Raw genomic sequence first — 23,746 nt, 5'->3', positions numbered from 1 at the left:
GAGATCAAAGCGGATCGGCCGCAATACAGCAATTGGCGCGCACCAATATATTAACATAATCCTGATTATCGGCGTTTTGTGGTATTGCGTAGCTGTGCGCCCCTGCATTCACTTCAGCGATGTTCAGCAATGCGCGCCAGTGACCGCGCGCATGATCTTGTCGAAGGTTTTCAGAAAAACCGCAGCCAGAGGTACACGTTGGAGATCGCCAGTGTCAGGATGGTGATCGGCATCGCCAGCTTCATGAAGCCAATGAACCTGATCGGCTGCTTCGCCTTTTCCGCGAACGCCGCGACCGTCAGGTTCGCGCTGGCGCCAAGCAGCGTCCCGTTGCCGCCCAGACAAGCGCCAAGCGCCAGAGACCACCATAGCGGCTCGATCTCGTCAGCGCCGCCGAACGTATCGGCGGTGGATTCGATCAGTGGGATCATCGTTGCCACGAAGGGAATGTTGTCGAGAATGGCTGACAGGATTCCGGACGCCCAGAAGATCAGGAACGAGGTCGTCATCATGTCGCCCTCGGTGAAATCGAGGATCATGCGGGCGAACATCTCCAGCAGGCCCACGTGTTCGACACCGGCCACAATGACGAAGAGCCCGCCGAAGAAGAAGATCGTGATCCACTCCACTTCCGTGAAAATGTGGTGCACGGATTCCGTTTGCGTCTCGCTGGTCTGATGGCCATAGGCCAGCAGCATCAACAGCGCACCGCCTGCGAGTGCCGAGGTTCCGGGCTGGATGCCGTAGCCGTGCCCAAGCGTGAAACCGGTCAGCACCAGGGCGAGCACGACCAGCGACTTCACAAGCAGCCGAACGTCGGTGATTGCATCGTTCTCGCTGAAACGCATGATCCGGTCGCTCGCGGATTTCGGAATTGTCGCCAGCTCTCTGCGGTTCATCAGGTAGATGATGATCACCACGACCACGAGACAGATCGCCGAGATCGGCGCCAGATTGCGAAGGAAATCGTTGAAACTCAGCCCCGCAGCCGACCCGATGATGATGTTCGGCGGGTCCCCCACCAGGGTGGCCGTACCACCGATGTTCGAGGCCAGAATCTCGGCGACGAAAAACGGAAACACGCGGGTTTCCAGTGCATCGGTGATTACCAGCGTGATGGGCGCGATGAGCAGCACCGTGGTCACGTTGTCGAGCAAGGCTGAAAACACCGCGGTAATGAGCGTCAGCATGATCAGGATCCCGGTCGGGCTCGCCCTCACCGATTTCGCCGCCTTGATAGCAGCGTATTGGAACAATCCGCTTTTGCTCGTTATGCCAACGATGACCATCATGCCGATCAGCAACGCGAGGGTGTTTGCGTCCACCCCCTGCACCGCCTGCTCCTGGTTGATGATCCCGAAGAGCACCATCAGCGATGCCCCCAGCATGGCAATGACCGCGCGGTTGACCTTTTCGGTGATCAGCACCGCATAGACCAGCACGAGAATTGCCGTGGCGATCCACAATGGGTCGACGCCCAGCAGATCGGGAACGGAGAGTCTTGCCTCTCCGTGTATCGTTGAATGGTCGGTCAATGTCGTTTGTCCGGTCTGTCCAGGTTAGTTGAGGACGTGATCCAGTACCGAGTTGGCGCTTACTGTCCCGACGAAGCGATTGGTAGTCGGCTCGACGAGGATCACGTGCCGTTTGAATTTGTGGATCAGGAAGATACCTTCCATCACTGGTGTATCGGGCGCAGCCACCGGGATGTTGGCCGGGTTCGACATGCTGTCCGACACTTTTTCTTTCTTCAGGAGTTCCACCTGCGCGGCGAAATCCTCCTTCGTTAGGCTCATGAAGCTGAGATTGTCGAGGCGGCCACGGCGCCGCCCCGTGTGCTCCATCCCAATGAGCGCGGCCCGGGGAAGGATCAGTTTCAGCAAGGTAGGTGCCGTGAAAACACCCACATAGAGCTGGTTCTCATCGACAATCGGAAGGAAGCGCGCCTTGGTCTTCTTGATGATGCCGAGCGCAAGGGCCACGCTCTCATCGGGGTGAATCGTGCTCTGGTATTCCGGCGACACCATGACATCGCGGCACGTCAAACCCATGGTAGACCTCGGGGGCGTTGCGGCGGTACAGGCCGCCGGACTATCGGAGCATCATCCTCCGACCGCGACTGCGCGCGGCGGGGGTGCACGGCGGCTATGGCACACCACACGTGACACCGGCTTCATTCCACGTGGCGCCGGGGTTTACCAGCCTTGATGAGTGGTCCGATGGTCGCAGGTTGCCCCGGCCATCGCGACCCTCACCCTGCCCTGTCGAGCGCCCCTATCCGAGCGCGTATCCGGCACCGCGTACCGTGCGAACGGGATCGCCGCCGCCGTACTGACAGAGCGCCTTGCGCAGCCGGCCGATATGCACGTCCACCGTCCGGGTATCGACGTAGATGTCACGGCCCCAGACCCGATCCAGCAGCTGTTCGCGACTCCAGACCCGCCCGGGCTTTTCCATGAAGGTCGTCAGCAGACGAAATTCCGTTGGCCCGAGTTTCAGCAGCTTCTCGTTCCGGAACACCTTGTGGGTTTCCGCGTCCAGAACGATGTCATCGAATTCAAGCCGCTCACCAACACTGGCCGGCCGCGTCCGGCGAAGCTGCGCGCGGATCCGCGCCATCAGTTCCACCACCGAATACGGTTTCACCACGTAGTCGTCCGCGCCGGTCTCAAGCCCCCTCACCCGGTCCACTTCCTCCGACCGGGCGCTGAGCATGATGATCGGTACGTTCCGCGTGTCGGGCCGCAGCTTCAAGCGCCGGCAGATCTCGATCCCCGAGACATTCGGCAGCATCCAGTCGAGTACGATCACGTCCGGCGCGTCCTCGTCGACCAGCAACAGCGCCTCTTCTCCGTTCTCCGCCTTGTAGACCCGGAAGCCCTCGGCCTCCAGGTTATAGGCGAGGACCTCCCGCTGTGCGGGCTCGTCCTCGACCACGAGAACGCTCGGTTGTTCCGAGGGTGACATTCTACACGGCCTCGCCGGTTTCCACGGCGGTGCGGTCCCCCTTGGGGCGCGGATCGTCCGGCAGCTCGCCGGTCGACAGGTAGATCACCTGTTCGGAAATCGCCGTCACGTGATCGCCCATGCGCTCGATGTTCTTGGCGATGAAATGCAGATGCATGCAGGCCGTGATATTGCGCGGGTCTTCCATCATGTAGGTCAGGAAGTTGCGGAACAGCGAATTGTACATCTGGTCGACCTCCAGGTCGCGCTGACGTACGTCCTCGGCCAGTTCGACATCGCGCTGAACGAGCGCGTCCAGCGCATCCTTCAGCATCACCTCGACCATCTTGGCCATGCGGCGAGTCGCGTGCCCCCCGTCCTCGATCGGGCGCATCTGAACCAGAACTCCGGTCCGCTTGGCCATGTTCTTGGCGTAGTCGCCGATGCGCTCCAGATTCGCGGCGATTTTCATCGCGACGAGAATGGCCCGCAAATCGGACGCCATCGGCTGCCGTTCCGCGATTGTAAGTGCCGCCTCGTCCATGATCAGCGCCTCAAGGGCGTCGATCGCCGCGTCTTTCTTGCGGACCTTGTCCGCAAGTTCCTCGTCACGGGTCGCAAGCGCCTCGGCGGCTTCCAGGATCGCTTCCTCGACCAATCCGCCCATTTTCATGATGTGCGCCTGAAGCGCCTCAAGCGTGCGGTCGTAGGATTTGACGATGTGCCGTTCGTTGTCGTTCATCTCGTGATGCTCCCTTAGCCGATCCGGCCAGTGATGTAGCTCTCGGTCCGGGGGTCCTTCGGATTGGTGAAGATCTGCCCGGTCTCGCCGAATTCCACCAGGTTACCCAGATGGAAGAAGGCGGTCTTCTGACTCACGCGCGCCGCCTGCTGCATCGAGTGGGTCACGATAACCACGGAGTAATTCTCCCGCAATTCGTCGATCAGTTCCTCGACCTGGCTGGTTGCGATCGGATCGAGCGCCGAACAAGGTTCGTCCATCAGCAGGACTTCCGGCTCGGTCGCGACGGCGCGAGCGATACACAGACGCTGCTGCTGACCACCGGACAGGCCGGTGCCGGGTGCGTCGAGGCGGTCCTTCACCTCGTCCCAAATCGCTCCGCGACGCAGAGACTTCTCAACGATTTCATCGAGTTCCGCTTTGTTCTTCGCCAATCCATGAATGCGCGGTCCATAGGCGATATTGTCATAGATCGACTTCGGGAAGGGGTTCGGGCGCTGGAACACCATGCCGACCTTGGCCCGTAGCTGGACCGGGTCCACGCGCTTGTCGTAGATCTCCTCGCCGTCCAGCAGGAACTGGCCCTCGACGCGGCAGATGTCGATTGTATCGTTCATGCGGTTCAGGCAGCGCAGGAACGTCGACTTGCCGCAGCCGGACGGGCCGATGAAAGCCGTGACGGTCTTGTCCTCGATCTTAACGTCAACGTCGATGATTGCGTGCTTCTCGCCGTAGTAGACCTGACAGTCCTTGCAATCGAATTTGATCTCGTTCGTATCCACGGCTCGCTCCACGGGTCGCATATCGTTCATGGTTCTGTCTCCTCTTACCACCGGCGCTCGAAGCGGCGGCGAAGGATAATTGCGATCATGTTCATGCAGAGCAGGAACAGAAGAAGGACGATGATCGCACCGGACGCCCGCTCCACGAAAGCGGGGTCGGCACGTTGGGTCCAGTTGTAGACCTGCACCGGCAGCGCCGAGGCGGGGTCGAAGAAGCCTTCCGGCGGCGCCGAGGGGAATTCCCGAACGAAGGCCACCATGCCGATCAGCATCAACGGCGCGGTTTCTCCGAGTGCCTGGGCAAGCCCGATGATCGTGCCGGTCAGAATGCCGGGCATGGCCAGTGGCAACACATGGTGGAAAACCGACTGCATCTTGGAGGCCCCTACCCCGAGCGCGGCATCGCGGATGCTTGGCGGCACCGATTTCAGCGAAGCGCGGGTCGAGATGATGATTGTGGGCAGCGTCATCAGCGTCAGCACGAGCCCCCCGACGATGGGCGCGGATTGCGGCAGGCCCGCGTAGTTGATGAAGATCGCGAGGCCGAGGATACCGAAGACGATGGAAGGCACCGCGGCGAGGTTGGAAATGTTCACCTCGATGAGGTCGGTGAACCAGTTCGTCGGTGCGAATTCCTCAAGGTAGATCGAGGCCGCGACGCCGATGGGCAGCGCCAGGCACAACACCACGATCATCATGTAGAGCGACCCGATGATCGCCACGCCGATACCGGCGGCTTCGGGGCGGTTTTCCGAGGCATCGGCGGCCGTGATGAAGCTCCAGTTGAAATGCTTGCTCAGCGCCCCGCCCTGCTTCAGCGCATCTGCCAATTGAAGCTGTCCGGGGCTGACGTTGCTGTCGCGTTCGGCGCTCTCCATCGTGACGCGGCCCTTGTAATAGCCGTCGATCCGGCCATTGGCGAGGAACTCGAACTCCACAGTGTCGCCGATCCGGTCGGGATTGGCGATGACGAAGCGCCGTAGCTGGGCAGCGGCCTCCTTGGAGATCATGGCCTGCGCGTCCTTCCCGGTCACGCCGAACTCCTCCGGATTGATGCCGAGTTCTTCCATCTTCGCTTCTGCAGCCGCCTTGATGAGCGGCGCGTACCCGAAGGTGGAGACCTTCTTGATCTCCTCGATGTCGCGGGTGCCGTTCTTGTCGAGCTTCGTGGCATCGAGGTGGACATCCAGGGTGATGAATGTCTGCTGGAACGCCGGCAGACCCTGGCTCAGGATCGAGACGAGCAGCACCACGAGTGCGAGCAGTCCAACTCCGATTGCGGTCAGGCCATATAGCTGGAATCGCCGCTCGGCACGGTTTCGGCGGCGGGTGCGCTCGTCGTGGGCCATGAGCGACCCGACATCGACCCGGCGCGGCTCGTCAGGGGTTTGGGCGATTGCGTCGGTCATTCGTACTGCTCCCGGTACTTGCGTACGATATAGAGGGCCAGGACGTTGAGCCCCAGCGTAATGACGAAGAGGGTCAGGCCCAGGGCGAAGGCCACGAGGGTCTCGGGGCTGGCGAAGTCGGTATCGCCGGTCAGCTGCGAGACGATCTTCACCGTCACCGTGGTCATGGCCTGGAACGGGTTGATAATCGCCCCAAGGCCGTCACTCATCTGTGCGGCTGCGGCCCCTGCCCCCATGACCACGATCATCGTTTCACCGATGGCCCGTGATGCAGCCAGAAGGATGGCGCCGACAATGCCCGGCAAGGCAGCTGGCAGCACCACCTGCTTGATCGTTTCGGACTGGGTGGCACCCAGACCGTAAGAGCCGTCGCGCATCGCCTGAGGCACCGCGTTGATGATGTCGTCGCTCAGCGAAGACACGAAGGGGATCAACATGATCCCCATCACGACGCCGGCGGTCATGACCGAGTTGGTGGAGTTTCCGAGGCCGATCGGCTGCGCGATCCAGTCGCGGACCAGTGGACCCACGGTGATGAGCGCGAAAAGGCCGTAGACGATGGTGGGGATGCCCGCGAGGACCTCGATCATCGGTTTGGCCACCGCGCGCAGTTTCGGTCCAGCATATTCCGACAGATAGATCGCGGCAAAAAGCCCGACCGGAACCGCCACCAGAAGTGCCACGAGCGAGATATAGAGCGTGCCCCACAAGAGCGGCAGCATGCCAAGCTCGGAGTTGCCGCGGAAATCCGGCGCCCACGTGGTGCCGAAGAAGAAGCTCTGCCAGGGGTACTTGTCGAAGAAATGCCCGGTCTCGAAGAGCATCGACAGAACGATGCCGACCGTTGTCAGGATGGCGATGGTCGACGCCAGGATGAGGATGACCTTGATCCCCTGCTCCACCACGTTGCGGGCGCGGAAATCCTTGTGCGTCCGCATGACGGCGAAGGCAAATCCCACGATGGCAAGTCCAAGCACCGCGACGCTCATAAAGAGACCCGAGCGCTTGCTCATCACCCTGTATTCCTGCGCCGCGCGCAATACTGGCTGCGTCACCGTCGAGGTAATGATCGCGCCGGTTTCCTTCAGCCGCGCGGTCACGTCGGTGAAGTCCGCCCGCAGGTTGGCGGCTAGCCCGGCATCCATTTTTCCCTGCTCCACCGCCATGTCGATCGCTTCGCCCGCGCGTCGGACTTCCGCCATCACAAGGCTGCGGCTACCGCGCTCGGCGATGGCGCTGTCAGGGATCGTCGAGGCAGCGCGGGATTCGATGATCGACGGCGCGATCAATAGCCAGGCAGCGAGAACCAGAAGCGCGGGAACGACAGTCAGCATGAACCCGTGCCAGCCGTAATACGACGGCAGCGAGTGGAGTTGGCGGGTATCGCCGCCCGCAGTCCCGAGCGCGCGGGAACGCCCGGCGAAATAGGCGATCAGCCCCAGCCCCAAGACTGCGAGGAAGATCCAGAGCACCGGCATCGTGCCACCTCATCTGTTCAGATTTCGCGCCGTGAACCGGCCCCCCCGGTTCGTCAGCGCCGCCCCTGCGCCCGTCGGCTCGACACCGTCAGGCCCAGGTACAGTACATGTGAAAGGGGGGCGCGGCCCCCCTCCCGATCCGGCAATTGCCGAAGATTACATGCCTTCGCCCATTGTGGTCAGGTTCTCGACCAGACCCTGGGTATCAGCCAGCTCCGGGTCGGAGACGAGGCCGTAGGCGGACAGCGGACCGTCCGGGCCTGCGATCTCGTCGGCGACGAAGAACGAGGCGTATTCCTGCAGTCCGGGGATCACGCCGACGTGGGCCTTCTTGATGTAGAAGTACAGCGGACGCGAGACAGGGTACTCGCCGGAAGCGATCGACTCGGTGGACGGAACGATGCCACTCATCGTCGCGACCTTCAGCTTGTCCTGGTTGTTCTCGTAGAATGCCAGACCGAAGATGCCGACACCGTTCGGGTTGGCGTCGATACGGGCGAGGGTCTCGGTGTAGTCACCGTCGATGTCGACCGCCTTGCCATCGGTACGCAGCGAGATGCAGGCGCGTTCGGCGTCGTCCTCGGACATGCCGCCAGCAACCATCGCTTCGAAGGCACCGGATTCCTCGCAGCCGATCAGAATGACCTTCTCTTCGAAGACTTCACGCGTGCCGTGCTTGGTGCCCGGAGGGAAGGCGATGATCTCGACATCCGGCAGGTCGGCATTGAACTCGGACCACTTGGTATAGGGGTTGTCGACGATCTCGCCGTCCTTGAGAACCTTGTCGCTCAGCGCGTTGAAAAGGTCGGCCGGCTCCAGGGCGTCGAAGGCCGGGCCATCGATCTGGCTGGCGAAGACGATGCCATCGTAACCGATGCGAACCTCGACAATGTCGGTCACGCCGGCCGCGGCGCAGGCTTCGATTTCTTTCTCACGAATGGCGCGCGAAGCGTTCGCGATGTCGATGGTGTTTTCGCCCACGCCCTCGCAGAAGCGCTTCAGGCCGGCGGAGGAACCACCGGACTCGACCACCGGGGTCGGGAAGTCGAAGTTCTCGCCGAAGGCTTCGGCAACGATCGAAGCGTAGGGCAGAACGGTCGAGGAACCGGCGACCTGCACGTTGTCACGGGCAGCGGCGGCGGTGGCGGAAACAGCGGCGATCGCCAGAGTGGAGGCGGTCAGCTTCACGAGAGACATGTTGTTCTCCATGCAGTGGTTTGTGGGCCATCGCTCCCCGACGGCCTTGGCGCGTGGTTAGGCGCCACGCGTTGGCCTTTTGTGTCGGTTTTGTAACAGCTGTATGACAACCGCTGCGGAATGGCTCCCATACTAGCATTTTTTTGCGCGCGACCCGGAACACGCGGGCAAAATACCTTCGGCGCCCCGGCGAAACCCGCATCGGGGCGCAAGCTTACCAAACGGCAACTCGGGATTAGCTCGTTGGGAACTCCGAAAAACGTCGGAATCGCCATCCAACTTGCGTGCATCCGGTCACGAGAGAGAATCGGCTGACGCCGAACGCCAAACCGATTCGCCGCTCTGATTTGCGCGAAAAACGTGGCGTAATTATCTGATATATATCTATATTATTCCCTCGGCGAGTCCGTCACGGTGTCTGATTGGACGGCGGCCTTGTGACGAAACCCGTCAGACTAACCAAGGGTGAACCAAATCCGCTGCCGGACCTCCGCGCGACTTTCCGTGGCCAAGCCACCCCCGACCAGAGAGCGAGGTCGTGTGCCACCCAACACTCGTGGGGCCAAGAACCGGCAGGTCTTTGGGCGGATGCCGCTCCCGACATGGGAGCGGCACCAAGACGGCAGATCGGATTGGGTTATTCGAACGTGTTGAGGTAGGCGATCACATTGACGATGTCGTCTTCCTTCTTGAGACCGGCGAAGGACATCTTGCCCTTCGGTACCACGTCCTTCGGCTTGGTCAGATAGGCTGACAGCGTCGCGTCGTCCCAGGTCAGGCCGCCTTCTGCCAGTTCCAGAAGATTGGCGGAGTATTTGAAATCGGCAACCTGCCCCGCCGGTTTTCCGATGATGCCATTCAGCATCGGCCCGACCTTGTTCTTCGCATCCGCTCCGACAGCATGGCACGCCTTGCACTTCCGGAACACTTTTTCCCCCTCGGCAGCGTCGCCCTCGGCGAGCACCGGCGTTGCGGCCAGCAGCCCCAGGACCGTGGCGAGACAGACAAATCTACTGTTCATGTCATTTCCTTTCGGTTTGCTTCGTGTTTTCTGGGTTTCAGGTTTTTTTGGTTTTCGGGTCTCGGTTCGCCATCACCCCGCCAACGCGCGGGGACTGCGTCCAATTCATACTCTCTCGCTATGGCTGTTGAATGGTCTTGTTGTCGCTGATTGCGTTTTTCTTGGCCCTCGGGCCGCCCTTTTGCCGAAACCGACAGCCGGCACCCAACGCTCGCGACGGGATAGTTCCCTCCGTACCTTCCGTCACATACCTAAATCGTTCACATCTTCCCCCCGGAGTCGCGCTCGGTCTGCGCGATCCTATTGCGCGCCTCCCGCAACAAAAATGACCTCGGTCAAACGCCCCTCGCCCCCTTGATACGCGCCACCCGCGAAACTGACTGCGGCGGTGTCTCCTCGCGCAACGTAGTGCCGCAGGGCGTGACGTCGACGGCCCTGCTCCTTGGACCGTCGTTCGTGGACTGGCCTGCGCATGGTAAACCGGCGGTCGAGTTCTCAGGTCGCGCGCTCGGTCCAAACACGGGCCATTCGAACGGGCCGCATGTTCGGATCGGCCCCGGTCACGCGCCGTCAGCCGTCACCGTCCAGGCGAACGACGCCCTTCATCAGGATCAGGTTGCCGTAGAGACGGCGCTCGCCCGTCTGGACGACCGCGAACGCCGATTTTGAACGTTCGTAGAAATCGAAGCGCTCAAGCGACGCCAGAGGGGCGGGAGTGTCAGCCGTGGTGTCGATCACGCGCTGAAACTCAGCGACCGCTTCGGGGACCGCCGTGCTGTCGCCGACAACCTGCATCACATGTGCCGGCTCCTTGACGAAATCGTCCAGCGGCATGATCGAAAGGATCGCCTCCGCCACGTCCGGCGCGGTCAACCCATCGAGCCGCACCACGCGCTGCCCGCAACTCGCGCCGGGGAAGTTCGCGTCGACGATGGCAATCTCGTCTCCGTGGCCCATCGACGCGAGGATGAACAACAGATCCGGCGAAAGGTTGGGATTGATACCGATAAGCATTTGAGACCTCCGTAAGACACCAGCGGGCGTCGGTCGACACATTGTCAGCCGGCACTGCGCAACTCAATACCTCGCCCCTCGAAACCGCTGGCCAAACGCGTGGTCAACGTGCATTCGTCGCCGGTCGCACGCACCGGTCTCCAGGCTGGGCCGGGACGTTCACGGCGATGGTGACGACACTGACGATTGCCCCCTGTTCGCGCCTCCCTGCCCGTCTCGATCCTATTGTTCCAGATCCTTCGGAATCGGCGGCACCGACAGCTTGACGACAGCCATTCCAAGCACGTCCGCCGACGCGGTTCGGCGAGATTGCAATTGCGACGGCTGACGCGCGTATCTACACAAACACAATCGCTTGGAGTGCAACCGAGTCACCGCCGCATGCGCCTTTTCGCGAATGCAACGCGGGCAAGGCAGCGGAGGAAGACCTATGAACAGCAGTCAGCAAGCGACGACACTCGGTCTCGTCATCGGGAGTCGTGCGTTCTTCAATGGTGCGCCGTGCGAAGCGGCGCGGAATGAGACCCTCGCGCAGATGGAACGCCTCGGCATCGCCTGCAAGACCCTCCCATTCGAGGCGACCGTGAATGGCGCCGTGCAGAGCATCGAGGATGCGAAGCGGTACGCCGACTTTTTCAAACAGCATCGCGACGAAATCGACGGTCTGGTGATCTGCCTACCCAACTTCGGCGACGAGATTGCCATAGCCGAACTGGTGAACCGCGCGAAGCTCGACGTGCCGATCCTCCTGCAGGCAAGCAATGACGAGGTGGACAAGGTCGACGTCCATTCCCGCCGAGATGCGTTTTGCGGCAAGCTGTCGGTGGCGAACAACTTCTACCAATATAGCGTCCCGTTCACGGAAACCTCCGAACACACCTGCGACACGGACGGTGAGGCCTTCGGAGCGGATCTCGACCGTTTCGCCCGCATTTGCCGGACTGTGCGCGGTCTCCGCAACGCCCGTCTGGGCGCCATTGGCGCGCGTACATCGCCGTTCCAGACCATGCGTTTCAGCGAAAAGCTACTTCAGGATTCCGGGATCACAGTCGTCACGGTGGACCTGTCGGAACTCATCGCCGCCGCCGGCGCGATCGAGGAAACCGACGGCGATCTGCAATCGAAACTGGCCGCGATCCAGGCCTACGGCACGATCCCGGGCCACATCACCAAGGACCAGATCCTACGCCAGGCAAAGTGGAGCCTCGCGGTCAACCGCTGGATCGACGAGAACGAATGCGACGCCTCCGCCATCCAGTGCTGGCGCTCGCTGCAAGACAATTTCGGCTGCGCCACCTGCCTGACGATGTCGATGATGGGCGAGGAGCTCATGCCCTCGGCCTGCGAAGTGGACATCATGGGCGCCTTGTCGATGTATGCGCTGACGCTGGCGTCCGCGGCCCCTTCGGCGATTCTCGACTGGAACAACAATTACGCCGACGAGGTGGACAAGTGCGTCTGCACCCATTGCGGCAATTATCCCAAGCAATTCATCGGCGCGACGCCGGAGGTCGGGGAGCTTGACGTTCTTGGCGAGACCATCGGCCGGTCCAAGTGCTTCGGTGCGGTGAAGGGCAAGGTGCAACCCGGCCCGATGACCTATTTCCGCGTCTCCAGCGACGACCGCGCCGGCACGCTGAAGACCTACGTCGGCGAGGGCGATTTCACCGACGACCCCTTCCCCATGGATGGCGGCATCGCGGTCGCCAGTGTCGCGCGCCTGCGCGAACTCATGGGGTTCGTCACCCAGAACGGTTTTGAACATCACGTGGCGATGGTCCGCGGCCACTACGCCGACGTGGTGGCCGAGGCTGTGACCCGCTACATGCGCTGGCCGATCTATCACCACAACGGCCCGGCGGTGCCGAAATTGGCATGGCCTGTCCGCTGATACGATGAGACGGCGACGCATTGGCAGGTCATGGACGACGACACGTCCGTGACGACACCCAATGCCGGAAGAAAGGCGCCTGTATCCGCTCCTTCAAACAGCGCGGGGTCAGGACTGCGTGTGCCGATTGACTGTCGGAATTCGGCGTTGCCGCATGGATGCGCGTGGGCCCTGCGCCGCAGCACTGGTACATCGGGGCATGACAGGTCATCTCGGGCGCATAGTGCTGTCCACAAAGGCTGGCGCGGGAATCGGACGCGATCCCGGCCGCTGGTTCAGAGGATGTTTGCCTGCCTGATGTCCTCCTGCGCGAAGTCGATGAGTGCCCGCACCTTTCGCGGCAACGTCCGTCCTTCCAGATAGACGGCTGACACCGGGCTTTCCTCGCCAGTGTAAGCCTCCAACAGTGGCACCAGACGCCCGTCCGCCACCGCGTCGCACAATGCGAAACGTGGCGCGAAAACGATCCCTTGCCCCTGCGCTGCCAGTTCGCACGCTGCGCGGGCCGAGTTGACCATGAACCGCCCGGATACCTTCACGGTCTCCTCGCCGTCTGCGCCGCCGAACGTCCAGCGCGTGGGATGTCGGCGGTTGGTATCCACGATACAGGCGTGATCGGCGAGATCCCGAGGCATGTCCGGCCGCCCTTGCTCGGCGAGGTAGTGCGCATTTGCGGCGACGATCCCCCGAAACGCGCCGAGTTTTCGGGACTTGACCGACAGCATCTCGGTCCTGCCGATCCGGAATGCCAGATCAATCCCCTCGCTTGCCAAATCCGAAAAACTGTCGCTCAACCGCAGGTCGATGACCAGATCCGGATGCCTGGCGGCAAATCGGCCGAGCATCCCGTTCACATAGATTTCGCCGAAGGTCACCGGTGCCGAGATTCGGATCACACCGGCGTAGCCGCGCGTGCCTTCCGTCACCTCTGCGAGCATATCGTCCAGATCGTCGATCAATGCCGGGGCGCGGGCGATCAGGTCCTCCCCTGCCGCGGTCAGGCCCACCTTGCGGGTCGTCCTCTGGAACAAGCGCACGCCCAGACGGGCTTCGAGTTCACCCACGTATTTCGATGTCAGGCGGTTGGATATGCCCAGTTGTTCCGCAGCGGCGGTGAAAGAGCCGGTCTGCGCCGTGGCAACGAAGGCTTTCAACCCATCTACAAGATCCATGGCTTGCCCCAATTGAGAACATTTTGAACTTAGTCAATCAATAGATTCGCCATTTTGTTCCTCAACGGCAAGGGCTAGTTTCAGATCAGACGAAACAACAGCCCGCCTCGACCATGGCGCGGCACAGCTCAAGAAGGACCGAAACCATGATCGACCAATCCACCGCCCCCTACGCAGCCTTCGCCCTCCGCGTGACGTCCGGCGCCCTTTTCCTTGCCCACGGGCTGACGAAGGTCTTCGTTTTCACCATCCCCGGCACCGTCGGCTACTTCGAAAGCCTCGGCCTACCGGCAATCTTCGCCTACCTGACCATTCTGGCCGAGGTTGGTGGCGGTCTTGCCCTGATCCTGGGCGTCGCAACCCGCCTTGTGTCCCTGCCCCTGATTGGCGTGCTGCTCGGTGCGCTTTGGGCCCACGCTGGCAATGGCTGGACCTTCAGCAACCAGGGCGGTGGTTGGGAATTCCCGCTGTTCTGGGCCGTGGCACAGGCTGCGATAGCACTGCTCGGAAACGGCGCATTCGCGGTGAAGCTGCCCGCACTCCAGCGCACGCTCGGCCAGTTCGCCTGATCCCTAACCCGCGACGTGGGCGCGCTCGGCGTCGCCGCACGGAAACCTGTCCAAACGAAGCCGGCGCCAAGCGCGCCGGCTTCGTTGCCAGTTCCTCCGCAATCCGGTCGGCCCATGCCATGGCGTCACGCCGTCAGCCGTCCTCGCCGGTCGAGGCGGCGGCGCCTGCGCCGTGAATCCGTTCCCGTATCCACTGGGCTACGACATAGAGCGCCGGGATGAAGAAGACCCCCACAAGGGCCGCGGCGATCATGCCGCCGAAGACGGGTGTGCCCACGCCGCGGCGCGCCAGCATGGATGCCCCGGTCGCGACCACAAGCGGCAGCAGACCCGCGATGAAGGCGAAGCTCGTCATCATCACGGCGCGGAACCGTTCCCGGCCGCCTTCCACCGCCGCATCCACGAGGTCCATGCCGCTGGCCCGCCGCTCCATCGCGAATTCCACGATCAGGATCGCGTTCTTGGCCGCCAGCGCGATGAGCACCACGAGCCCGATCTGGGCGTAGAGGTTGTTGTCCAGCCCCGCGATGCGCAGCGCAAGCATCGCGCCGACCATTGCGAAGGAGACCGACAACAGCACGAAAAGGGGAATCGTCCAGCTTTCGTAGAGCGCCACGAGGAACAGGTAGGCGAACAGCACGGCCAGCCCGAGCACGATGGGCGTCTTGCCGGCGGATTCGATCTCCTGCTGCGCGGTGCCCGTCCACTGGTAGCTGTAGCCGGCCGGAAGGGATTCCCGGGCGACCTGTTCCATCGCTGCAATCGCGGTACCGGAGGAGACGCCGGGCGCCGGATTGCCCGCCACCGTCACCGAGCGGAAATTGTTGTAGCGCACCAGGGATTGCGGGCCCTGCACCAGTTCCACATCGGCCACCGCATTGACCGGAACCATCTCGCCATCGGCATTCCGCACGTGGATCCGGCCGATATCCGAGACGCTCCGGCGATACCGCTCCTCGCCCTGCAGGTTGACCTGCCAGGACCGTCCGAAAAGGTTCATGTCGTTGACGTGATACCCGCCAAGGATCACCTGCATGGCGCGGAAGACCGCGCTGACATCGACACCGAGCGTCTGCAATCGTTGCCGGTCCAGATCGAAATCCAGCTTCGGCGTCTGGGCGGAGAACGTGGTGTAGACCCCCGACAATTGGCTATCGCTATTGGCCGCCGTCACGAGGCCACGCGCGATTGCCCCAAGGTCGAGAATGCTGCCGCCTTGCAGGTCCAGGAGCTGGAACTCGAAACCCGAACCGGTGCCGAGGCCGGGAATTGGAGGCAGGTTGAACGGTATGCCGACCGCCGAGCGCAGCTGGGCAAGCTGGTTGCGCGCGTAGAGGAGTGCGGAATCCACCGACTTGGCCGGGTCGGTCCGTTCCTCGAACGGTTCCATGATACCGATCATGAAGCCGCCGTTCGACTTCACCAGACCGTCCACGAAGCTGTAGCCGGTCACCGCCAAGACGTCCGCCACGCCCGGCGCGCTGCTGACGATCTGCTCCGCGTCTTCCATCACGGCGCCGGTGCGGTTCACCGAGGCGCCTTCGGGGAGTTGAACCTCGACGAAATAGGCGCCCTGGTCCTCCACCGGCAGGAACCCCGTCGGCGTCGACTTGAACAGGAGCCCCGTGCCCACCAGCGCCAGGCCGAGGAATACCAGCGCCAGAACCGCGCGCCGGGCGAAGATGCCGGCAATGCGGGCATAGCCATCGCGGGCATCGTCGATCTGCGCCGAGACCCAGGCGAGCGGGCCACGGGCGGGCCCCTGATGCGGTTTCAGCAACAGCACGCAGAGCGCCGGGCTGAGCGTCAGCGCGTTCAGCGCCGAGATCAGCATCGAGAAGGACACCGCGACCGCGAATTGCTGGAACATGATCCCGGGAATGCCGGGCAGGAATCCGACCGGAACGAAGACCGACAGGAGCACGAATGTGATCGCCAGGATCGGCGCAGTGATCTGGCTCATGGCCGCGCTCGTGGCCTCGGCAACCGTCGCCTCGGGACGCTCCGCCATGACCTTCTCGACGTTCTCAATCACCACGATCGCGTCGTCCACGACGATGCCGATCGCCAGAACCAGCGCCAGCAGCGTCACCGTGTTGATCGTGAAGCCGAGCGTGAGCATGAAAGCCAACGCACCGATCAGCGATACCGGCACCGCGATGAGCGGGATGAGCGCCATGCGCAGCGAACCGAGGAACAGGAAGACGACAATCACCACGAGACCGAAGGCCTCGAACAGCGTAACGATGACTTCCTCGATACTCGCCTCGACGAAATCAACGGAATTATACGGAACCTCCCATTTCACACCCTCCGGGAAGGACCCTTCCAGCCCCTCCACGGCGGCCTGAACGGCTTCGGAGGTCGCCAGCGCATTGGCGCCGGGCGACAGGTAGACCGCGATCATCGCCGTCGGCGCGCCGTTGAATTTCGCAAAGGAATCCTGCGTCTTCGCGCCAAGCTCCACCCGCGCGATGTCGCTGATCAGCACGAATGAGCCGTCCGGACGGGCCCGCACGACGATTTCCTCGAATTCCTCGACCGAACTCAACCGCCCGAGGGTCTGGATATTGAGCTGGAAGGTGGGATCGTCGGTCATGGGCTGCGACCCGATACGCCCCACCGCTGCCTGCACGTTCTGCGCATTCACCGCGGCAATGACATCGTCCACCGACACATCCAGGCTCGTCATCCGGTCCACATCGAGCCAAACCCGCATGGAATAATCCTGCGCGCCGAAGATCACCGCATCGCCCACGCCCGCAGACCGTTTGATACTGTCGAGCACGTTGATCGTCGCAAAGTTCGACAGGTAGAGCGTGTCATGCTCCGGATTGTCCGACGTGATCGCCATGGCGAGCAGCAACGAGGTGGATTGCTTCTTGGTCGTAATCCCGGCAGACACCACCTCCTCCGGCAGCGAGGCGGTCGCCTGCGCCACCCGGTTCTGCACGTTGACCGTGTTGATATCCGGATCGCTGCCTGTCTCGAAGGTGACAGACAAGGAATAACTGCCATCCGCACCGGAGGTGGACTTCATGTAGAGCATGTCGCTCACGCCGATGACCTGTTCCTCGATCGGCTGTGCGACGGTTGATTCCACCACATCCGCCCCGGCGCCCGGATAGTAGGCGGTCACCTTCACCACCGGCGGCACCACGTCGGGCAGTTGCTCCACGGGAAGCTGCGTGAGCGAAATCAGGCCCGCAAGGGTCACGACAATCGAAATGACGAGCGCAAAACGCGGGCGCCGAATGAAAACCTGCGAAATCATCCTGTCACTCCGTCGCGGTGGCGGTCGTCTCGGGCGGCTGGGCATCGACCATCGCCCCCACCTTGGCGCGCTGCGCCCCCACTGTAATCACCCTTGCCCCCTCGGCGAGCCCCGCGGAAACCACCGCATCGCTGCCGACCGTACGGGCCACCGTTACCGGCGTTCGCGCCACGACACTGTCGTCGCCGACCGTCAGGACGAAGAAACCGTCCTTGTCCCGCTGCAGCGCTACCGTCGGCACGACCAGCACGGGGGCGTCGGATTCCGCGATAACGCTGACCCGCACGAGTTGGCCGTCAAGCAGGTGCCCGTCAGGATTCCCGAATGTTCCACGCACCAGTACCGTGTCCGTGCCGGACTGTACCTCGGTGTCGATCGTGCTGGCCGCCCCGTCCAGCGGGTAAGTCTCGCCATTTGCCAGCGTCAGACGCAGCGATAGCGACGTGTTCTGCGACGAGCTTTGCGAGGCGGCACGAAAATCGAGCAACTGCGCTTCGCTGACCGGGAAGACGACGTCGATCGGATCGATACTCGCAAGCGTGGCCAGAGGTCCCGTTTCGGGGCCTACGTAGGCGCCGACCGCGAGGTCGGTCAGACCGATCCGGCCTTCGAACGGTGCGGCGATCTTCGTGTAGGAGAGATTGAGTTGTGCCGCCTTCAAGCTGCCGTCGAGTTGCAGCAACTGGCCGTCGATCTTGCCCTGATCGGCCTGCGCCTGTTGCAGCACGGTCAGCGCGACGTCGCCCTTGTCAAAGAGTTGCTGCTGTCGGTCCACCTCTATGTCCGCGAGCGTCTTCTCCGCTTTTGCAGACTCGATCTGACCCTGGATCTGCGTGATCGCCGCCTCGTAGGAATCCGGCTCAATCTCGACCAGCACCGTCCCCGCCGCGACCCGCGCACCATCGGTGAAGCCAATCCCCTCGATGAAGCCGGGCACCCGTGCCAGAAGGTCCACACGATCCTGCGCTTCAATGCGGCCCGAAAAGGTCTCGCTGTCAGCCAGTGTCTTCATTGACGCGGGAACGACTGTCACGGCGGGCGCCGGCGTTCCGCCTTCGGCGTCCTGCGCGGTTGCGGACAACGGGCTCGTTAGCATCAGAACCGTCGCAAGTGCCCATAGAGGCGACGAAATTACGTTGCAGGACATGAATACACCTTGCGTGAATTTTCCGCCGCGACCTTGCCTGATTCCTCCCACCACGTCGACCGTCCGCATCGAGAGTTTCGCCTCGCGCGCGCGACCGGCCCGAACATGCCTCATTACCACGCATCGCGGGCGCAATTCGTCCCTCGCCCAAACGGCCGCAATGACGGCGGCGCGCGCAAAAGACCTGTTGACGCGCCCCATATGCTGCGCGGCATTGTGGTGCGCGGGTCATGCTGGGCACGGAATTTGCCCTGCGGTCAGACCGGATGCGGGAGGAGCGTCATATGAACGGGGACAAACTGCTGGGTCAGACCGGTGAATGGCTGGAACTCATGGCCAGAGCGCAAGCCGTCGCCCAACGCTCCCAGGAGCAGATGGTCGCAAAGGCCACGGGGGGCGAGTTTTCCGTGGTCGACGCCAAATCGGTGTCGGAGGCCTACCTCAAGGCGATGGCCGAGGTCTTGCAGAATCCCATGGTCGCGGCCCAGTACACCCAACGCCTGTGGCTCGACTGGGCAACGGCCTGGCAAAATGCCTGGCTCGGCAAGACCGAGGCCCCCAAGGACAAGCGGTTTCGCGACAAGCGCTGGGATGCCGATCCGCTGAACCGCGGCCTGCGCGACTCGCATCTGGCGCTGGAGGCGGCAACCGAGGATTTCCTCTCCCGCCTGCCCGAAGGCACGAAGGACAGCCTGCGGGTGAAATTCTATACCCGCCAGTTCCTGAGCGCGCTCGCCCCGACCAATAACCTCATGCTCAACCCCGCCGCGCGAGAGCGCTTCGTGGAAACGGATGGCGAGAGCCTTCTTGACGGCTTCCGGAACCTTGTGGAGGACCTCGAGCGCGGCGATGGCCGCCTCGACATCAACACCACCGATGCCAGCGCCTTCGAAGTGGGCCGCGACCTGGCGACGACCCCGGGAAAGGTCATCTACCAGAACGAGTTGATGCAACTCATCCATTACGAGCCGATCACCGAAACCCAGAAGAAGCGTCCCCTGCTCTTCGTGCCGCCGTGGATCAACAAATACTACATCTTCGATCTGAAACCGGAAAACAGCCTCGTGCGATACATGCTCCAGCAGGGGCATTCGGTCTTCCTGATCTCCTGGGTCAACCCGACCGAGGCCCACGCCGACATGAGTTTCGAAGATTACATGAAGCTCGGCCCGCTGGCGGCGCTCGATGCCATGGGGAAGGCCACGGGCGAGAAGAAGTTCGACATTCTGGGATTCTGCATCGGCGGCATCCTCGTCACGGCCACCCTGGCGCTGCTCGCCGCGCGAAAGGACAAGCGCATCGCCACGGCCACGACGCTGGCGACGATGGTGGATTTCACCGACGTTGGCGAGCTTGGCGTCTTCATCGACCGCGACAGGCTGCTGGTCCTGCGCGAGCACATGAAGGAGAAGGGGTACCTCGAGAATTACCACCTGCAGGACATGTTCTCGATGATCCGCGAGAACGACCTCGTCTGGTCCTTCCACGTGATGAATTACCTGATGGGGCGGAAGCCGCCGGCGTTCGATCTTCTCTACTGGAACTCCGACAGTACCCGCCTGCCCGCGGCCATGCTGCTTTGGTACCTCGAAAAGATCTACATCGAGAACGGCCTGCGGCAGCGCGGTCATCTTTCGATGGACGGCACCCCGATCGACATTTCGAAGATCGACGTTCCGTTTTTCGTTCTCGCGACCAAGGAAGATCACATCGCCCCCTGGCAATCGATCTACCCGTCAACGCGTCTCCTGGGCGGAGACGTGACCTTTGTGCTCGGGGCCTCCGGGCATATTGCCGGCGTGATCAACCCGCCGGCGGAACGGGCGAAATACGGGTACTGGACACGGGACGACTATCCAACGGACCCGGATACTTGGCTCGAGGGCGCGGAATTCGAGGCCGGCTCCTGGTGGCCCGTCTGGTCGGAATGGATGGATGCGCATGACACCAACGAAGCCGTTCCGGCGCGGCATCCCGACAAGGGAAAGCTCAAGCCGATCGAGGATGCGCCGGGCAGCTACGTGCGTGCCAAATAACGGCGCCTGCGCGCGCTCTCAGAAATCCGACGCAACCGGCGGCAGTGCCATCAGGTAGGCAACGATTGCGCGCCGGTCACTCTCCGGCAAATGCGCGAGGTTGACGCGTGCTGCCGTCATGCCCGTATCCGTATCCTCCGGCGGTCCCAGCGGATGAAGCGCGTCCAGGACATCCTCCGCGCTCCTGCCACCCAGCCCGTCGGAATGCGGTGTCAGGTTTGGCGCATATCCGCCGCCGTCGAGCAATTCCGCCCCGGCCAGCCATCGGTTTCGGCGAAAGCCGCCGAGCGCGTTTCGGGGTGTATGGCACGTTGCGCAATGTCCCGGCCCGTCGACGAGGTATTGCCCGCGCGCAACCTCCGGCGATGTCTCGGTCAGGGCCACAGCCGGACCGGGGCGGAAATTCGCCCGCTGCCACAGTCGCGCCGTGCCCGGCAGGCTTACGGGAAACGCGAGGTCGTTCCCACCGGCACCTCTGGAAACCTCCGGCAGCGTCTGCAGAAAGGCATAGAGATCCGAAATGTCTTGCGGCGTCATCCGGGCGTAGGATGGGTAGGGAAAGGCCGGGAAGTAGGTGTGCCCGTCCGGGGCGGTGCCGCCGCGCATTGCGCGGTCGAACTCGTCCAGCGTCCAACCACCGATCCCGGCCGTCCTGTCCGGCGATATGTTGGGAGGGGTGAACGTGCCGTAGACGGTTTCGATTTCGCGCCCGCCGCCGAGAGCCGGGCGTTCGGCCGTCAACTCTCCCTCGCTCGCGTGGCACGAGGCGCAACCGCCGGCCCAGAACACTTGCTCGCCGTTCGCGCGCGAGACCTCCGCCGGGGCATCGGCCATCTGATCGTCCGGCACTGAGGGGGTGTCGCAACCCGCGAGCGCGAGCGAGAGCAGCGCGGCGCTGCGCTTGTGTCGTCCGCCCTGCCCGGCCATCCCGCTAGCGCCGCCCGAGCGTGTAGTTCACACCGAATGCGATCTGCCGGCTGACCACATCGGTTTCGAGCCAACCATCGTTTTCCAGGTCCACGTCGAGCCAGAATTTCGCGAGCTTGGCCTCTCCGAATGCACTCCAGCGGTCGTTGATCCGGTAATCGACGCCGACAAGGGCCTGCGCCGCCGCGCCGCCGAACTGGTACTCGAACGTGTCGCTGGACCCGCCCTCCGTGCGCACCTCGACATGCGGCGTGGTGAAACCCACACCGACACCGGCATAGGGCGTGAAACGGCTGTCATTCAGCCAACGGTACTGCACGTTCCCGGTGTACATGTTGACACCGTCGGTGAACTCCAGCGCGGAAAACCCCTCGGGCATCGGATCGGCCGCGATCTTCGCGTGCACATTGTCGAAGGCAACACCCCAGTTCGGACGGGTGTCGAACCACCAGGTCGCCCGCACGCCGAAATAGGGCGGCATCTTGAGCGCTTCGCCGTCCCAAGAAACCTCAGTGGATTGCGCGCCCGCGCCTTCCTTGAAGTCGTACTCCACGGTGGAATCGGGTGAGGCGTTCGCACCAAGATAGAATGAAAGCACCAGTTCCGCCGCCGCCGGGCCGGCGGATTGGGCGAAACACGCCGCGGACATGGCCATGGCGGCGGCCCATTTTCGTGGTTTTCGGGACCCATAAGAGTCGCAGGTGATGTCCATGTCGGCCCTGTTCCGTGACACTGCTCTGACTGATCCGTCGCATGCCCCAAAGGAATCCGGCGCGGAATATGTTGCTCCGAACGCGTGCGGAGACCTCCGGACATACCGGCCGGCCACCCCTGATCAGGGCTACCGACGGCCGATGTTCTATTCTCTTGCTCGCGACGGGCAAGCGCCATCGGTCATGCACGGGCAAACAGCGGCACTAGGTCGCCCTCGCCGACGCGGAACGCCCGTTCCGGCCACCGGCATCCTGCCCCCTCCCCCGGGATTCCCTGCACAGAACCGCGCGGGAGCCTGCGTCGAAAAAATGTAAAAACTTTTCACATCAGGTCTTGAACGGCCGCCGCTTTCATCCCATCTTCCTCAATGTGAAAGGCATTCACATTAATTGAAACGAGGAGACCGAAATGACGACCGCTAACGCAACCAACCTGTCCTGGCTGGGCCGGACCGAGGCTTGGCTGGACGACCGCGGCAAGGGCGCCTGGATCGCCGTGATGATCCTGGGGTTCATCTTTTTCTGGCCCGTTGGCCTCGCCCTTCTCGCCTACATGATCTGGAGCAAACGCATGTTCAATGGAAATTGCCGCAGCGCCCGCAGAGGGGCCCGCCGCCACTATCACGCCGCCATGAAGACCAGCGGCAACACCGCATTCGACGCCTACAAGGCTGAGACCCTGCGCCGGCTCGAAGAAGAGCAGGATGCGTTCGAGGCCTTCCTGCAGCGCCTCCGCGAAGCCAAGGACAAGCAAGAATTCGACGCCTTCATGGACGAACGCGCCCACGCGGCGAAGGCAACCAACGGCGACAACGACGCGCCCGTTCAGGACGCCCAGCCCGCGTAACATGTCAACGCAGCGCCCCGCAGGATCGCGGGGCGTTCTGCCTTCGGCGCGGCACATGCCGCGCAACATTGTATTTGAGACGACGAAAGCACAGATGATGACCATGACCGACGCTTCCTGGGGCCTCCCCGACCCCGATCTCCACGCCGACCTTTATGCCGACGTTCCGGTGAAGCGGGCCATCGCCTGGATGGTCGATTTCGTGGTGATCCTGCTGCTGACACTGCCCATCCTGCTGTTCACCGCGTTCACCGCCCTTTTCGTCTACGGCTTCGTCTGGCTGTTCGTGAGCTTCTGGTACCGCAGCCTGACGATCGCCGGGCGTTCCTCGACGCTTGGCATGCGGCTGATGTCCATCGAGCTGCGCAATTCCCAGGACGAAAGGCTCACGTTCGGCGAAGCGGTGATCCACACCACGCTGCACATGATCTGCTTTTCGTTTTTCTTCCCGCAGCTCGTGTCGGCAATCCTGATGATGACCAGCGCGCGCGGGCAAGGAATTCCAGACCTCGTGCTGGGCTCCACGGCGCTCAACCGGAGCCGTTGAGCGCAGAATTTCCGATGTCGTAAAACGGGGTTAA

At 62.6% G+C, this 23,746-nt stretch carries 20 protein-coding genes; 5 read left to right on the top strand and 15 right to left on the bottom strand.

The window, feature by feature from the left end; genetic code table 11:
- Nucleotides 1–170 precede the first annotated feature (170 nt).
- The 10 genes from ARC39_RS11880 to ARC39_RS11835 all read right to left on the bottom strand — a co-directional run bounded on the left by ARC39_RS11880 (nt 171) and on the right by ARC39_RS11835 (nt 10,589).
- Nucleotides 171–1,535 (bottom strand): ArsB/NhaD family transporter, encoded by a 1,365-nt coding sequence (locus ARC39_RS11880; protein WP_201455748.1) that lies wholly within the window; start codon nt 1,533–1,535, stop codon nt 171–173.
- Between the two features lie 24 nt (nt 1,536–1,559).
- A complete protein-coding gene (locus ARC39_RS11875) occupies nt 1,560–2,051 on the bottom strand; it encodes a CBS domain-containing protein (protein WP_068114705.1) in 492 nt (163 codons plus the stop codon).
- Nucleotides 2,052–2,274: 223 nt separating this feature from the next.
- Nucleotides 2,275–2,967, bottom strand: a complete 693-nt coding sequence (phoB, locus tag ARC39_RS11870; protein ID WP_068114704.1) for a phosphate regulon transcriptional regulator PhoB — start codon at nt 2,965–2,967, stop codon at nt 2,275–2,277.
- A 1-nt stretch (nt 2,968) separates the two neighbouring features.
- Complete coding sequence (phoU, locus tag ARC39_RS11865) at nt 2,969–3,688, bottom strand: phosphate signaling complex protein PhoU (RefSeq protein WP_068114702.1); 720 nt, start codon at nt 3,686–3,688, stop codon at nt 2,969–2,971.
- A gap of 14 nt (nt 3,689–3,702) precedes the next feature.
- Nucleotides 3,703–4,500: a phosphate ABC transporter ATP-binding protein PstB gene (pstB, locus tag ARC39_RS11860; protein WP_068114699.1), complete on the bottom strand. Its 798-nt coding sequence runs from the start codon at nt 4,498–4,500 to the stop codon at nt 3,703–3,705.
- Between the two features lie 14 nt (nt 4,501–4,514).
- On the bottom strand, nt 4,515–5,879 hold the full coding sequence (pstA, locus tag ARC39_RS11855) for a phosphate ABC transporter permease PstA (protein WP_068114697.1): 1,365 nt from the start codon (nt 5,877–5,879) through the stop codon (nt 4,515–4,517).
- A complete protein-coding gene (pstC, locus tag ARC39_RS11850) occupies nt 5,876–7,357 on the bottom strand; it encodes a phosphate ABC transporter permease subunit PstC (protein ID WP_068114695.1) in 1,482 nt (493 codons plus the stop codon). Before pstC ends, pstA begins: the two co-directional genes overlap by 4 nt.
- 156 nt (nt 7,358–7,513) lie before the next feature.
- Nucleotides 7,514–8,554: a substrate-binding domain-containing protein gene (locus tag ARC39_RS11845; protein WP_068114693.1), complete on the bottom strand. Its 1,041-nt coding sequence runs from the start codon at nt 8,552–8,554 to the stop codon at nt 7,514–7,516.
- Nucleotides 8,555–9,191: 637 nt separating this feature from the next.
- Nucleotides 9,192–9,575 (bottom strand): c-type cytochrome, encoded by a 384-nt coding sequence (locus ARC39_RS11840; protein WP_068114690.1) that lies wholly within the window; start codon nt 9,573–9,575, stop codon nt 9,192–9,194.
- A gap of 570 nt (nt 9,576–10,145) precedes the next feature.
- Complete coding sequence (locus ARC39_RS11835; RefSeq protein WP_068114688.1) at nt 10,146–10,589, bottom strand: RbsD/FucU family protein; 444 nt, start codon at nt 10,587–10,589, stop codon at nt 10,146–10,148.
- 430 nt (nt 10,590–11,019) lie between these two features.
- On the opposite strand from ARC39_RS11835, the gene ARC39_RS11830 reads away from it, so the two are divergent.
- The gene (locus ARC39_RS11830) at nt 11,020–12,480 is read left to right on the top strand and encodes an L-fucose/L-arabinose isomerase family protein (RefSeq protein WP_068114686.1); all 1,461 of its coding nucleotides are present in this window, start codon (nt 11,020–11,022) and stop codon (nt 12,478–12,480) included.
- A gap of 275 nt (nt 12,481–12,755) precedes the next feature.
- Here the strand turns inward: ARC39_RS11830 and ARC39_RS11825 are convergent, their stop codons facing one another.
- Nucleotides 12,756–13,652 (bottom strand): LysR family transcriptional regulator, encoded by an 897-nt coding sequence (locus tag ARC39_RS11825; protein ID WP_068114684.1) that lies wholly within the window; start codon nt 13,650–13,652, stop codon nt 12,756–12,758.
- Between the two features lie 146 nt (nt 13,653–13,798).
- Here ARC39_RS11825 and ARC39_RS11820 point away from each other — a divergent pair, with 146 nt between their 5' ends.
- Complete coding sequence (locus tag ARC39_RS11820) at nt 13,799–14,221, top strand: DoxX family protein (RefSeq protein WP_068114682.1); 423 nt, start codon at nt 13,799–13,801, stop codon at nt 14,219–14,221.
- Between the two features lie 133 nt (nt 14,222–14,354).
- Here ARC39_RS11820 and ARC39_RS11815 read toward each other — a convergent pair whose 3' ends face one another.
- Nucleotides 14,355–17,495 (bottom strand): efflux RND transporter permease subunit, encoded by a 3,141-nt coding sequence (locus ARC39_RS11815; RefSeq protein ID WP_068114680.1) that lies wholly within the window; start codon nt 17,493–17,495, stop codon nt 14,355–14,357.
- Nucleotides 17,496–17,499: 4 nt separating this feature from the next.
- A complete protein-coding gene (locus ARC39_RS11810; RefSeq protein WP_161470959.1) occupies nt 17,500–18,642 on the bottom strand; it encodes an efflux RND transporter periplasmic adaptor subunit in 1,143 nt (380 codons plus the stop codon).
- A 284-nt stretch (nt 18,643–18,926) separates the two neighbouring features.
- Between ARC39_RS11810 and ARC39_RS11805 the strand changes: the two genes are divergently transcribed.
- Entirely contained in the window at nt 18,927–20,678 is a 1,752-nt protein-coding gene (locus ARC39_RS11805; protein ID WP_161470958.1) for a PHA/PHB synthase family protein, read from the top strand.
- Between the two features lie 18 nt (nt 20,679–20,696).
- On the opposite strand, the gene ARC39_RS11800 is transcribed toward ARC39_RS11805, so the two are convergent.
- The gene (locus ARC39_RS11800; RefSeq protein ID WP_068114676.1) at nt 20,697–21,605 is read right to left on the bottom strand and encodes a cytochrome c; all 909 of its coding nucleotides are present in this window, start codon (nt 21,603–21,605) and stop codon (nt 20,697–20,699) included.
- Nucleotides 21,606–21,609: 4 nt separating this feature from the next.
- Nucleotides 21,610–22,260 carry an outer membrane beta-barrel protein gene (locus ARC39_RS11795; RefSeq protein WP_068114674.1) on the bottom strand — a complete coding sequence of 217 codons (651 nt, stop codon included), beginning with the start codon at nt 22,258–22,260 and terminating at the stop codon, nt 21,610–21,612.
- A 467-nt stretch (nt 22,261–22,727) separates the two neighbouring features.
- Between ARC39_RS11795 and ARC39_RS11790 the strand changes: the two genes are divergently transcribed.
- Both ARC39_RS11790 and ARC39_RS11785 read left to right on the top strand, forming a co-directional pair.
- Nucleotides 22,728–23,165 (top strand): DUF2852 domain-containing protein, encoded by a 438-nt coding sequence (locus tag ARC39_RS11790; RefSeq protein WP_068114673.1) that lies wholly within the window; start codon nt 22,728–22,730, stop codon nt 23,163–23,165.
- 94 nt (nt 23,166–23,259) lie between these two features.
- Nucleotides 23,260–23,712, top strand: a complete 453-nt coding sequence (locus ARC39_RS11785; protein WP_078059244.1) for an RDD family protein — start codon at nt 23,260–23,262, stop codon at nt 23,710–23,712.
- Nucleotides 23,713–23,746 lie beyond the last annotated feature (34 nt).

It is taken from the genome of Tropicimonas marinistellae (assembly GCF_001509585.1).
GTDB classification, from domain to species: domain Bacteria; phylum Pseudomonadota; class Alphaproteobacteria; order Rhodobacterales; family Rhodobacteraceae; genus Tropicimonas; species Tropicimonas marinistellae.
Note: the sequence above shows the minus strand (reverse complement) of the source record. Positions and strands in the feature narration are given on the sequence as shown.